Below are 12,203 nucleotides of genomic sequence, written 5' to 3' on the forward strand. Positions count from 1 at the left end.
GGGGCGTTCCGGAACAACCAGCCTGAAAACACCTTGCGCCAGGCCAGTGGCTGATCGGTGCTCGCCCGCTCCTCGACGAAAAGCTGGACGAAGGCGCCGGTCTCGGGCGGGTCTTCCCAAGGCGCGGTCTTCTCGCAGGTGGCGAGCTTGACGATGGCATTGCCGATCCGCCGCGATTCGCCGCTCTTGAGGACAATGTCCTGCGTGATGTTGTTACGCTTGTTGAGCAGGCCGAGGGTCGCCACGCGGTCCTTGATCGGCGTGCCGAATTCGCTTTCCACTGCGGCACCGGATGCGCTGGCAATCGCCGCACCTGTTTCCATGGCCTCTGGCGGCGGAGCGGGAGCCTTCTCGCCGCAACCAGCAAGCGTCAGCAGACCCGCAAGTGCGAGTGAACGCATTGCCGGCGATGCGACAGATGGCATCAGGCTTCCGGAACCCAGGCTTCGTAATCACCGGTTGCGGCGGCGCGCTTGCCACCGCGCTCCAGCGCGCCCTGCGGACGATAGGCCTGCGAGGTCCCCGTGGCATTCGGCGTGAAGTCCGCTTCCCAGATACGCGGTGGCGGCAGGTTGCTTTCGGGCACGCCATCGAACGCCCCGTGCAGCCAGCCATGCCATTCCGAGGGAACCCGGCTGGCATCGTTGGCGCCATTATAGATTACCCAGCGGCGTTCGCGCCCGGCAAAGGGGTGGCCCTTGGGATAGGGCTTCTTGGCGCGGAAATAGGTGTTCCCTTGCGCATCGGTGCCTACCTGCTCACCATTCAGTGCGCTGAACAGCATGGTGGTGACGGTGGCACCATTCCACCACGTGAAGATCTTGCCGAGGATGCTCATGCTACCTGCCTTGGATATCAGGGGGCGCTTAGCCGCTGATTGGGGGAGTCGGCAAGCGCGTTGATGCCGCTGCCCTCATCTTACCAGTCAACCTTGTCGCCCGGCTTGATGCCGAGCCTTGCGGCCAGCCCGCCATTGATTTCCAGCACCGCCAGCGTCGGCCCGTCCGCAGGGAGCGGGGTTTCGTCATAAGGTTTGGCATTGGCCGCGATGTTGATGATGCGGCGATCGAGACCGACGAAGATGATGTCGAGCGGAATCACCGTGTTGCGCATCCAGAACGAAGCAATATCCGGCGGATTGCGCAGGAAGATCATGCCCTCGTCATCGCCGATCTCGGTACGGAACATCAGCCCCTTGGCCTGCTCGGCAGAGGTGCGTGCAACTTCCGACTTGAACACGTGGGCCCCGTTGCCGCTGGTCACCGTCACGGGCGTGATCTGGAGGCCCGAGACCGGATGAACCGCCGCTGCTGACGCCTGGGGCTGCGCCTTGGCCCCGGCGTCGGCCGCACCTGGCGAGCACCCTGCGATCAGCGCAAGGGCAGAAAGAACGGCTAGTCTAGTCAGCTGCTTCATCGATCCACTCTTCCAGAGCTTCGGGGCTGGATGCATTCACCACCTCGCGCGCATAGGCAAGGGGGTGTCCGGCCCTGAGCATGGCTGCGACCTGCTTCTCGCGCAGGGCTGGGTCAAGCCCGCTGCCCCCGCCAAACGGGCCGAAGCGCCGCTTTCGCGCCATGACGAGTGCAGCCCGGCGTCGCTCCGCATCGCTGCCACGTGCCTCCTCGCGCAGCGGTTCGGCGATTCCCGCAGCGCCCAGCGCCTGTTCGATGCGCCGCGCCCCATAGCCTCGCCGCAGCAGGCTTTGCGCCTTGCCGCGGGCAAATCCGGCATCGTCGACATAACCCAGTTCGACGAATCGGCTGACGATCGCGTGAAGATCGGCTTCGCCTTCCCCCTCCCAGCCCCGTTCGCGCAACTTGCGCCTCAGGTAGTCGGAAAGCTTGCCCGCGCTGGTGGCAAAGCGCGCGACATAGGCCAGCGCCATTTCGTCAAGCCGCGCGGCATCGAGCGGCCTTGGCGGTTTCCTTTCGCGGCGGTTGCCACGGCCATCAGGGGAATTGCGGTCCATCCGCCACATTCGTGCCACAGTCCCTGCTAAATGAGAACGTCCGTACCGTGGTGGCGTTGTTTTCGCGTCACGGACCAGTAATGGGCCGTTCGAGCTAATGGACCGTTCATCGGCGGGTCTGCACAGGCCCGCAGGACGAATGAAGAGAACATCGGGGTATCGCATGACTGTTTCGAACGCTGTCGCTGACAAGGCGATTCTCGTTCCCACGCCCAACATCGACGTGCAGCCACGTCGGTATGCGGACTTCGATACCTTCTGCGATGCGCTGGACTATGCCGCCAAGGGCGTGCTGGGGTTCAACTTCCACGATCCGCGCGGCACGCTTTCGCGAGTCTATCCCTATTCCGAACTGCGTGAGGACGCGCTGGTGGCCGCCCGCCGCCTGATGGCGATGGGCGTCGTTCCCGGTGACCGCGTGGCACTGGTGGCAGAAACCGGTCCCGATTTCGCCGCGATCTTCTGCGGCGCGATGTATGCAGGCGCGTGGCCCGTCCCCCTGCCCCTGCCGACCAGCTTCGGCGGTAAGGAAAGCTATATCGACCAGCTCGCCGTCCAGCTTGCCAGTTCGGACCCGAAGATGCTGGTCTATCCCGGCGAGATTGCCGAAATGGCAGGCGCCGCCGCCGCGCGTCAGGGCTGCGCCGGTCTTTCGTGGGACGAATTCCATGCGGGCGATCAGTCCGACGCCGCCCTGCCCACGCCTGATCCCGACGCAATCAGCTACCTGCAGTATTCCAGCGGGTCGACGCGCTTTCCGCATGGCGTCGCCGTCACGCACCGCGCATTGCTGGCCAACCTCGCCGGCCATTCGCACGGCATGAAGATTGCCGATCCGGATCGTGCGGTTTCGTGGCTGCCGTGGTATCACGACATGGGTCTTGTCGGCTGCTTCCTTTCGCCGATCGCCAACAGCGTCTCGGTCGATTACCTCAAGACCGAGGACTTCGCCCGCCGTCCGCTGGCATGGCTTGACCTGATCAGCCGCAACAAGGGCACGACGCTGTCCTATTCGCCCACCTTCGGCTACGACATCTGCGCCCGCCGCATCTCCAGCCAGACCCACGTCTCGGACCGTTTCGACCTGTCGCGCTGGCGCGTTGCCGGCAACGGGGCCGACATGATCCGCCCCGACGTGATGCAGAACTTCGTCAACGCCTTTGCCGAAGCCGGCTTCAAGGCCGAGGCCTTCCTGCCGAGCTATGGCCTTGCCGAAGCAACGCTGGCCGTCACCATCATGCCGCCGGGCGAAGGCATTCGCGTCGAACTGGTCGAGGAAGAGCGCCTGTCGGGCACGCCGCGCGATCTTTCGCGCCCCGCCCGCTATCGCGCCATGGTCAATTGCGGCGTGCCCGTTCTGGGCATGGAGGTCGCGATCCGGGGCGAGAACGGCAACTCGCTTTCGCATCACCACATCGGCAAGGTCTGGTGCCGCGGCTCGTCGGTGATGCACTCGTATTTCCGCGACCCGGAAGCGACCGACGCCTGCATGGTCGATGGCTGGCTCGATACGGGCGACATGGGTTACGTCGATGAAAAGGGCTACCTGTTCATCGTCGGCCGCGCCAAGGACATGATCATCATCAACGGCAAGAACCACTGGCCACAGGACATCGAATGGGCGGTGGAGCAGCTTCCCGGCTTCCACCAGGGCGACATCGCCGCGTTCTCGGTAGAGACCGAAAATGGCGAGGAAGCGCCCGCCGTGCTCGTACATTGCCGCGTTTCCGACCCGGTCGAACGCGTCAAGCTGCGCGACCAGATCCGCGACAAGGTGCGTTCGATCACCGGCATGAACTGCGTGGTCGAACTTGTGCCGCCGCGCACGCTGCCGCGCACAAGTTCGGGCAAGCTCAGCCGCGCGAAGGCCAAGAAGCTCTACCTCGCGGGCGAGATCGCGCCCTACCAGCTCGCCGCCTGATCGTTCCGATACGAAACGGTTGCCCGACTCAAAAGCTTGACGAAATTGTCATCTTCCGATTCCCTGTGCAGCGGGGAATTGGGAGAGGGTTTATGGCAACGGCAAACACGCCGACCGATGATACACCGCACGAGCTTTCGGGCGTTGTCGTAGGCTGGAAACACCGCGCTTTCGCACGCAACATCCATCTGACCGTACAATCGAGCAAGAGCCCCCGGCCCACACCCGAGGCGATCGACACGCACCACCTGCTGATGACGCGCAACCAGGCCTTGCTGCTTGCCAATTACCTTATGCGCGTCACCGGTCAGCAGCTCCCGCCGAGGCAGCGCCGAACGCTGTGGCAGAGGTTGTTCGGCTGAGTCATTTTTGCCGCTTCCCTAATCGCGCGATTAAAGTCACTCTGCACCCGGAACTCCACCTAGAACGGAGCCGGGAGAGGACATGCGTTTCACGAACTTTTGCCGCGCCCTGACCGCCAGCGCGTCACTGCTGCTCGTTGCAGGCCCGGCCCGGGCCGATGCACCGACCGACGCCACCCGCAAGGCCAACGCCGCGGCCCTCGCCGACCTGCCGATGGCCGACCGACAGGACTTCGATTTCGCAACCCGCGGGTTCGTGGCAACGCTGAAAGACCCGGTGATCCGCGACGCCGCGGGCAAGCCGGTGTGGGACACCGCCGCCTTCGCCTTTGCCAATGGCCCTGCTCCTGCCACCGTGAACCCCAGTTTGTGGCGTCATGCCCAGGTGCTCGGCAAGGCCGGCCTGTTCAAGGTGACGGACCGCATCTGGCAGGTGCGCGGGTTCGACGTCGCCAACGTGACCTTCGTGCGTGGGGACCAGGGCTGGATCGTGATCGACCCGCTGACTGCCACCGAGACTGCGGCCGCCGCCTACGCGCTGATCTCCGAGAAGGTGGCAAGGCTCCCCGTCACCGCCATGATCTACACTCACAGCCACGTCGATCATTTCGGCGGCGCGGGTGCGTTCACCTCGGTCATGGCCAAGGACGCGCCGATCATTGCTCCGCAGGGCTTCACCCGCGCTGCCGTCAGCGAGAACGTCATTGCAGGTCCCGCAATGGGGCGTCGCGCCTCCTATCAGTTCGGCCTGGGCTTGCCCAAGGGCCCGGAAGGCTCGATGGGCTCGGGCATCGGCATGGGTGTGGCGGCAGGCGGGCGCAGCCTGATCCCGCCAACGCGCGAAATCGGCGAGACCGGCACGGAACTCGTGCTCGACGGCGTGCGCGTGCGCTTCCAGATCACGCCCGGAACCGAAGCCCCTGCCGAGATGAACTTCGGCTTCCCAGATTGGAAGGTTGCCGACCTGGCCGAGAACGCCAACGTCACACAGCACAACATCCTCACCCCGCGCGGGGCAGTGATCCGCGATGCTAAGGCCTGGGCGCAAGGGCTGACCGAGGCGATCGACTTCTTTGCAGGGTCCGAAGTGCTGATCGCCAGCCATGGCTGGCCCCGCTTTGGTGCAGGCGAGATCACCAGTTATCTCGCCAAGCACCGCGATGCCTATGCCTACCTTCATGATCAGACCGTGCGGCTGATGAACAAGGGCCTGACCGGGCCTGAAATCGCGGCGCAGCTCACGCTGCCCCCTGCGCTGGCGGCAAAGTGGTACGACCGGCCTTATTACGGCTCCTACAGCTTCAACAGCCGCGCCGTGTATCAGTTCTACATGGGTTGGTACGATGGCAATCCCGTCCACCTCGCTCCCCTGCCCCCGGAACAGGGCGGAAGGCGATATGTCGAAGCATTGGGCGGTGCAGCGCGGGTGCGCGCCCTGGCAGAGGACGCCTTCGCCAAGGGCGATTACGGCTGGACGGCGGAATTGCTCGACAAGGTGATTTTCGCCGATGGCAATGATGCTGCGGCAAAGAGCCTGCTTGCCCGTACCTATCGCCAGCTCGCCTACCAGAGCGAGAACGCACTGTGGCGCAACATGTATCTCACCGGCGCGACCGAACTGGAAATGGGCGTCACCGCAACCGATCCCACCGGCGGTGCAGCCCTCATCAGCCAACTCCCGCCGTCAGACTTGTTCGAAGTCCTTGCGGTGCGGCTCGATCCGGCCAAGGCTGGAGACGGCTCTGCCTCGCTCGGGTTCGTCTTTCCTGACAAGGATCAGGACTGGACGGTAACGATCGCCAATGGCGTGCTGGTTCACCGCAAGGGCCTGCGCGAAGGGCGGCAGGCGACGCTGACGGTGCGTTATGCCGATTTGCTGTCAGCCTTGTTTGCAGGTCAGCCGCTTGCGGCCAAGGTTGCCTCGGGCGAGGCGAAGATCGAAGGGGATCCGGCGGCCTTCGCCCGCCTCATCGGCTGGCTCGACAAGCCGGACCCCGCATTCAATATCGTGACGCCCTAATAGGCAAGCTCAGTTGGGCTTCTTGAGATAGGCGATCACGTTGGCGCGGTCTGCAGCATTGGGCAGGCCCGCAAACGCCATCGAAGTGCCGGGAACAACCGCGGCAGGGCGCGTGAGCCACTTGTCGAGCGTGGCATCATCCCACTTGATCTTGGCCTTCTGCATCGCCGCGGAATACTTGAAGCCCGGAGCCGCCGCGGCCTTGCGCCCGACAACGCCCGCAAGGTTGGGACCCATCTTGGCACCGGCGCCCGGCTGCACGGCATGGCAGGCGATACAACGCATGAAAATCTTCTTGCCTGCAACCGGATCGCCCTTGGCCTGGGCAAAGGCGGTTCCGCCCGCCAGCGCCGAGGCGGCCAGCCCTGCAACGATCATCGCACCCATCATCTTCTTCATCGATACACCCTGTTCAGTTCCAGAAGCCGCCAGAGCCGCAAAGCTCGAACGCACGAAGAGAATTCCGCATTCGCGCTTTATCGCGGCTGAACGCGCAGGCGCTATATCAATTAGGGCAGTTGCTGCAAAAAGGGTGTCGATGGGTTAGGCCGTAAACATGGAAACCCTGTCTGTCCCGCATGCCCGCCCTTTGCCCAACGGCTTTCTCGACCGTCTTTCGGCCCGCTTCGGCCTGCAATGTCAGACGAGCGAAGCAATCCGCGCCCAGCATGGCGCCAGCGAATCGCAGTATCCCACCGTTCTTCCGGATGCCGTGGTCTTTGCCCGGTCAACGCAGGACGTGGTCGATTGCGTCAACCTGTGCCGCGAAGCCGGCGTGGCCATCGTGCCCTTTGGCGCCGGCACATCGCTGGAAGGCCACACCTTGCCACTCGAAGGCGGGGTCAGTCTGGACCTGACGCCGATGGACGCAGTCCTGGCTGTAAACCATGCCGATTTCGACTGCACCGTGCAGCCCGGCATCCGCCGCGAGGCGCTCAATGCGCACCTGCGCGACAGCGGCCTGTTCTTCCCGATCGATCCGGGTGCGAACGCCTCGATCGGCGGCATGGCCTCGACGCGCGCCTCGGGCACGAACGCTGTCCGCTATGGCACGATGCGCGAGGCCGTGCTGGGCCTGGAGGTGGTTACGCCGCAGGGCAAGGTTATCCGCACTGGCAAGCGCGCCAAGAAGTCTGCCGCCGGATACGATCTCACGCGGCTCTACATCGGCTCCGAAGGCACGTTGGGCGTCATCACCGGCATCACCCTGCGACTTCATCCGGTGCCGGAAGCGATCATGGCCGCAACCTGCCCATTCGAGACGCTGTCCGGCGCGATCGAAACGGTGGTGCAGGCCTTCCATTGCGGCGTGCCGATGGCGCGGATCGAACTGCTCGATGCCATGCAGGTCCATGCGGTGAATTTGCGAAGCAAGCTGGGTCTGCCCGAAGCGCCGACGCTGTTCTTCGAATTTCACGGCACCCCCAACGGGGTTGCCGAGCAGGTCGAGACGGTCAAGGGCTTGGCTTCGGCCAACGGCGGTGGCGCGTTCCAGTGGGCAACACTGGCTGAAGACCGCAACCGCCTGTGGCGCGCGCGGCACGAATCCTATTACGCTGCCGTCAACTTGCGGCCCGGCGCCATCGGCCTGACCACCGACGTCTGCGTACCGATGAGCCGGCTGGCCGAATGCATCCTTGCCACCCGCGCCGATCTCGACAGCTGCAGCGTGCCCGCAACCATTCTTGGCCACGTCGGGGACGGCAACTTTCACCTCGTCTTCTCGATTGACCCGAATGCGCCGCACGAAATGGCAGAAGTGGAAGCGGTCAACCATCGCATGGTCGCCCGGGCGCTGGCCATGGACGGCACTTGCACCGGCGAGCACGGCGTCGGCATCGGCAAGCAGCAATGCCTCATCGATGAACTGGGCGAGGACGCGGTGGACGTGATGCGCACGCTCAAGCAAGTGCTGGACCCGGGCAACATCTTCAATCCGGGCAAGATTTTCCGGAGCTGAGACAGCCCACCCCCAACCCCTCCCGCGTGCGGAAGGGGAGTTGAAGAACCTGTTCCTGCCCTCCCGTAAACGGGAGGGCCGCGAGACTTGGAGAGCGAAGCGATTCTAGTCGCAGCGGGGTGGGCACATGGCGCCGCCCCGCCCGGCCTCACTCCATTTCCAGAATGATCGCGTCGACCGCCAGGCTGTCGCCCGCCTTGGCGTTGACCGACTTGACCTTGCCCGCCTTTTCGGCGCGCAGGATGTTCTCCATCTTCATCGCTTCGACCACGGCGAGCGGCTGGCCTGCTTCCACGGTATCGCCCTCGCCCACGTTGAGGCTGACGAGCAGGCCCGGCATCGGGCAGATCAGGAACTTCGAAAGATCGGGCGGGATCTTTTCGATCATGTGCCTGGTCAGGTGCGCGATGTGGGCGGGCAGGACCTGCACGTCATGGATCGCGCCCCGCGTCGTCAGCTTGAACCCGGCGCGCGTGGTCTCGACCTTCACTGACAGCGGCTTGTCGTCGACCTCGCAATGCACCATGCGGTCGCCCGGCGTGTATTCCAGCGCGATGTCGATGGCCTTGCCGTCAACGCTGATCTCGTCCTCGGTCAGTTCCACCGCATAGGTCGAACCACCGATCTTCACCGCCCATTCCGACGGCGGATCGAGATCGTGGCCAAGCTGGTTGTCGACCTGCCGCGCCCGGTCCGACCGCGCGGTGGCAAGAAATGCTGCCAGCGCCGCCAGCGTTTGCTTCAGTTCGTCAGACGTTGCCGCGCCGTGGAATCCATCCGGGTATTCCTCGGCAATGAAGCCCGTGGTCAGCTCGCCCGAACGGAAGCGCGGATGCTGCATGATCGCGTTGACGAAGTCGATGTTGTGGCCAAGCCCCTCGATCTCGAACGCATCGAGCGCCTGGATCTGCTTGTCCGCCGCCTCGTCGCGCGTCTTGCCCCAAGTGATCAGCTTGGCGATCATCGGGTCATAGAACATCGAGACTTCGCCGCCTTCATATACGCCGTCGTCCACGCGCACGCCATCCACGCCGCGCCGCCCGTTGGCCTGCCCGTCATCGGTCCATCCGGCCAGCGGCGGGTTGTAGCGGATCAGGCGCCCGGTCGAAGGCAGGAAGCCGCGATAGGGATCTTCGGCATAGACGCGGTTTTCGATCGCCCAGCCGTCGATCTTGATGTCGTCCTGCGTCATCTGCAGCTTTTCGCCATAGGCGACGCGGATCATCTGCTCGACAAGGTCGATGCCGGTGATCGCCTCGGTGACGGGATGCTCCACCTGCAGGCGGGTGTTCATTTCAAGGAAGTAGAAGCTCTCGCCAGAGGGGTCAGCGCCCGACACGATCAGTTCCACTGTGCCTGCGGAGTAATAGCCCACCGCGCGGGCCAGCGCGACACACTGTTCGCCCATGGCCTTGCGCATTTTCGGGGTGACGAAGGGCGAAGGCGCTTCTTCCACCACCTTCTGGTGGCGGCGCTGGATCGAGCATTCGCGCTCGTTGAGGTAGAGAATGTTGCCGTGCTTGTCGCCGAGGATCTGGATCTCGATGTGGCGCGGGTTGAGAATGAACTTCTCGATGAACACGCGGTCATCGCCGAACGAGTTCAGGCCCTCGCGCTTCACGGCCTCGAAGCCCTCGCGCACGTCCTTCTCGCTGTAGGCAAGCCGCATGCCCTTGCCGCCACCGCCGGCCGAGGCCTTCATCATCACCGGATAGCCGATCTCGTCCGAAATGCGCACCGCATGCTCGGTATCCTCGATCTCGCCGACGAAGCCGGGGACGACGTTGACGCCCGCTTCCTTGGCGAGCTTCTTGGATTCGATCTTGTCGCCCATCGCGGCAATCGCGCCGACAGGGGGGCCAATGAACGCGATGTTTTCTGCCGCCAGCGCCTCGGCAAACGAGGTGCGCTCGGACAGGAAGCCGTAACCCGGATGCACCGCTTCCGCGCCGGTCTGCTTGCAAGCAGCAATGATCTTGTCGGCAATCAGGTACGACTGCGCGGCCGGCGCCGGCCCGATATGCACGGCCTCGTCCGCCATCTGCACGAACGGCGCCCGCGCATCCGCATCGGAATAGACCGCGACGGTCTGGATACCCATGCGACGCGCCGTCTTGATCACACGGCAGGCAATTTCACCACGGTTGGCGATGAGGATCTTCTTGAACATTCAGATATCCTTGGCGAGTTCGGCGAGCATTTCCGTGCGCTCGATCGTAAGATTGGTCAGGCAGTTGATATGAAGCATCTTGTCTAGCGAAACGCCCAGATCGAAAGGCCAGCGTGCTTCACACTCGGCATCGCGAAACGTCAGCCAGGCGCGCTGCGCCGCACGAAGCCGAGCCTCATCATCAGGCGACCGCTCTCGGAAGAGACGGAGCGTAGTCTTCCACTGCGCATTCAAGGCCCGGTCGGCTTTCAAGAATTCGGAATGAGCGCAATCATTGAGTTCGGCTTGAACGGACGTGTTCTTGCAGTCGGGCGAAACGCTGACTGCCGCGAGCATCAGCATTAGAGACATGCCGAAGCCTCCACTTCTAGCGTCGCCCCGGGCTTGACCCGAAGTCCCGCTAATCCCGTGACCGCGCAAAAGGCAGCGGGGCCCCGGGTCGAGCCCGGGGCGACGGAGAAAAGGCAAGGCGAAGCTGCCAAGATCACACCAGCTCCAGCGCCTGCGCGAGGTCGGCGACGATGTCGTCGATGTGTTCGATACCCACCGACACGCGCACGGTGTCCGCGCCCGCGCCCGCGGCCACCAGTTCTTCCTCGCCCAGCTGGCTGTGCGTGGTCGAGGCGGGGTGGATGATCAGCGAGCGGGTATCGCCGATGTTGGCGAGGTGGCTGAACAGCTTGACCGACTGGACCAGCTTGACGCCCGCTTCGTAGCCGCCCTTCACGCCGAAGGTGAACACCGCCCCGCCCTTGCCGCCAAGGTACTGGCGGGCCAATTGGTGATACGGGTCTTCCGGCAGGCCAGCATAGCTGACCCACGCCACCTTGGGGTGGGCCTGCAGCCACTGCGCCAGATGCAGCGCATTGCTGCAATGCCGATCCATCCGCAGCGCCAGCGTTTCCATGCCGGTCAGCGTCAGGAACGCATTCATCGGCGCCATCGACGGCCCGAGATCGCGCAGGCCCAACACGCGACAGCCGATGATGAAGGCGATGGGGCCGACGGGCTTCAATGCCTCGGTCAGCACCGCGCCGTGGTAGCTCGGGTTGGGCTGCGACAGCGAGGGGAACTTGTCGCTCGCCGCCCAGTCGAACTTGCCCGAATCCACGATCAGCCCGCCGATGGAATTGCCGTGGCCGTTGAGGAACTTGGTGCACGAATGGACGACGATGTCCGCGCCATGTTCGATCGGGCGGCACAGCGCGGGGCTCGCCATCGTGTTGTCGACGATCAGCGGCACACCAGCCGCATGGGCAACCTCGGCAATCACCGCGATGTCCTGCACCACGCCGCCGGGATTGGCGAGGCTTTCGATGAAGACGCCACGCGTCTTGTCGGTGATTGCGGCGGCAACGGCAGCTGGATCGTCGGCATCGACGAAAACCGCCTTCCAGCCGAACTTGGCAAAGCTGTGCGCAAACTGGTTGAGCGTGCCGCCATAGAGCTTCTTGGCCGCAACGATCTCGCAGCCCGGCTCCATCAGGGTGTGAAACACGATGAACTGCGCGGCATGGCCCGATGCCACGCCCAGCGCAGCCACGCCGCCTTCCAACGCCGCAATCTTCGCTTCAAGCGCGGCGTTGGTCGGGTTCATGATGCGCGTGTAGATGTTGCCGAACTCGGCCAGCGAGAACAGGTTCGCGGCGTGCTCGGCACTGTCGAACACGTAGCTGGCCGTCTGGTAGATCGGCGTGATCCGCGCCTTGGTGGTCGGATCAGGCTCGCACCCGGCGTGGACCGACAGCGTTTCGAGCTTCTGTGTCATCGCATCTCTCCCGTTGTAAGGCGCGAATAC

General features: G+C 64.1%; 11 protein-coding genes and 1 pseudogene. 4 read left to right on the forward strand and 8 right to left on the reverse strand.

Going from position 1 to position 12,203, the window contains the following annotated elements; all coding sequences use genetic code 11:
• Window positions 1-8: 8 nt before the first annotated feature.
• The 4 genes and pseudogenes from AX703_RS28180 to AX703_RS03580 form a co-directional block, all read right to left on the reverse strand.
• Window positions 9-425 (reverse strand): annotated as a pseudogene (locus tag AX703_RS28180) (DUF2155 domain-containing protein); the annotation flags it as partial.
• Window positions 425-838, reverse strand: a complete 414-nt coding sequence (locus AX703_RS03570) for an NADH:ubiquinone oxidoreductase subunit NDUFA12 (protein WP_039331838.1) — start codon at window positions 836-838, stop codon at window positions 425-427. The gene AX703_RS03570 and the pseudogene AX703_RS28180, both read right to left, overlap by 1 nt.
• A gap of 80 nt (window positions 839-918) precedes the next feature.
• Window positions 919-1,416 (reverse strand): DUF192 domain-containing protein, encoded by a 498-nt coding sequence (locus AX703_RS03575; protein ID WP_062342677.1) that lies wholly within the window; start codon window positions 1,414-1,416, stop codon window positions 919-921.
• Window positions 1,400-1,972 carry a regulatory protein RecX gene (locus tag AX703_RS03580; protein ID WP_039331834.1) on the reverse strand — a complete coding sequence of 191 codons (573 nt, stop codon included), beginning with the start codon at window positions 1,970-1,972 and terminating at the stop codon, window positions 1,400-1,402. The genes AX703_RS03575 and AX703_RS03580 overlap by 17 nt, the downstream gene beginning before the upstream one ends.
• 163 nt (window positions 1,973-2,135) lie before the next feature.
• Here AX703_RS03580 and AX703_RS03585 point away from each other — a divergent pair, with 163 nt between their 5' ends.
• From AX703_RS03585 to AX703_RS03595, 3 genes are all read left to right on the forward strand, one after another.
• Entirely contained in the window at window positions 2,136-3,893 is a 1,758-nt protein-coding gene (locus tag AX703_RS03585) for a fatty acyl-AMP ligase (RefSeq protein ID WP_039331832.1), read from the forward strand.
• Between the two features lie 92 nt (window positions 3,894-3,985).
• Window positions 3,986-4,255 (forward strand): hypothetical protein, encoded by a 270-nt coding sequence (locus AX703_RS03590; RefSeq protein ID WP_062342679.1) that lies wholly within the window; start codon window positions 3,986-3,988, stop codon window positions 4,253-4,255.
• Between the two features lie 82 nt (window positions 4,256-4,337).
• On the forward strand, window positions 4,338-6,275 hold the full coding sequence (locus AX703_RS03595) for an alkyl/aryl-sulfatase (protein ID WP_062342681.1): 1,938 nt from the start codon (window positions 4,338-4,340) through the stop codon (window positions 6,273-6,275).
• A 9-nt stretch (window positions 6,276-6,284) separates the two neighbouring features.
• Here the strand turns inward: AX703_RS03595 and AX703_RS03600 are convergent, their stop codons facing one another.
• A complete protein-coding gene (locus AX703_RS03600; RefSeq protein WP_369820982.1) occupies window positions 6,285-6,674 on the reverse strand; it encodes a cytochrome c family protein in 390 nt (129 codons plus the stop codon).
• A 157-nt stretch (window positions 6,675-6,831) separates the two neighbouring features.
• On the opposite strand from AX703_RS03600, the gene AX703_RS03605 reads away from it, so the two are divergent.
• A complete protein-coding gene (locus AX703_RS03605) occupies window positions 6,832-8,235 on the forward strand; it encodes an FAD-binding oxidoreductase (protein ID WP_039331826.1) in 1,404 nt (467 codons plus the stop codon).
• 148 nt (window positions 8,236-8,383) lie between these two features.
• Here AX703_RS03605 and AX703_RS03610 read toward each other — a convergent pair whose 3' ends face one another.
• The 3 genes from AX703_RS03610 to AX703_RS03620 form a co-directional block, all read right to left on the reverse strand.
• On the reverse strand, window positions 8,384-10,405 hold the full coding sequence (locus AX703_RS03610) for an acetyl/propionyl/methylcrotonyl-CoA carboxylase subunit alpha (RefSeq protein WP_062342683.1): 2,022 nt from the start codon (window positions 10,403-10,405) through the stop codon (window positions 8,384-8,386).
• Window positions 10,406-10,756, reverse strand: coding sequence for a lysozyme inhibitor LprI family protein (locus tag AX703_RS03615; protein WP_039331824.1), 351 nt, complete (start codon window positions 10,754-10,756; stop codon window positions 10,406-10,408). It lies immediately after the preceding gene.
• A 133-nt stretch (window positions 10,757-10,889) separates the two neighbouring features.
• Window positions 10,890-12,173 carry an O-acetylhomoserine aminocarboxypropyltransferase gene (locus AX703_RS03620; RefSeq protein WP_062342685.1) on the reverse strand — a complete coding sequence of 428 codons (1,284 nt, stop codon included), beginning with the start codon at window positions 12,171-12,173 and terminating at the stop codon, window positions 10,890-10,892.
• Window positions 12,174-12,203 lie beyond the last annotated feature (30 nt).

Source organism: Novosphingobium sp. CCH12-A3 (assembly GCF_001556015.1).
Classification (GTDB): Bacteria; Pseudomonadota; Alphaproteobacteria; order Sphingomonadales; family Sphingomonadaceae; genus Novosphingobium; species Novosphingobium subterraneum.

Coding starts and splice junctions, on each gene's coding strand:
- AX703_RS03610 (WP_062342683.1), bottom strand. CDS start 10,405: ATGTTCAAGAAGATCCTCATCGCCAACCGTGGTGAAATTGCCTGCCGT.
- AX703_RS03600 (WP_369820982.1), bottom strand. CDS start 6,674: ATGAAGAAGATGATGGGTGCGATGATCGTTGCAGGGCTGGCCGCCTCG.
- AX703_RS03580 (WP_039331834.1), bottom strand. CDS start 1,972: ATGGACCGCAATTCCCCTGATGGCCGTGGCAACCGCCGCGAAAGGAAA.
- AX703_RS03605 (WP_039331826.1), top strand. CDS start 6,832: ATGGAAACCCTGTCTGTCCCGCATGCCCGCCCTTTGCCCAACGGCTTT.
- AX703_RS03575 (WP_062342677.1), bottom strand. CDS start 1,416: ATGAAGCAGCTGACTAGACTAGCCGTTCTTTCTGCCCTTGCGCTGATC.
- AX703_RS03590 (WP_062342679.1), top strand. CDS start 3,986: ATGGCAACGGCAAACACGCCGACCGATGATACACCGCACGAGCTTTCG.
- AX703_RS03595 (WP_062342681.1), top strand. CDS start 4,338: ATGCGTTTCACGAACTTTTGCCGCGCCCTGACCGCCAGCGCGTCACTG.
- AX703_RS03570 (WP_039331838.1), bottom strand. CDS start 838: ATGAGCATCCTCGGCAAGATCTTCACGTGGTGGAATGGTGCCACCGTC.
- AX703_RS03620 (WP_062342685.1), bottom strand. CDS start 12,173: ATGACACAGAAGCTCGAAACGCTGTCGGTCCACGCCGGGTGCGAGCCT.
- AX703_RS03615 (WP_039331824.1), bottom strand. CDS start 10,756: ATGTCTCTAATGCTGATGCTCGCGGCAGTCAGCGTTTCGCCCGACTGC.
- AX703_RS03585 (WP_039331832.1), top strand. CDS start 2,136: ATGACTGTTTCGAACGCTGTCGCTGACAAGGCGATTCTCGTTCCCACG.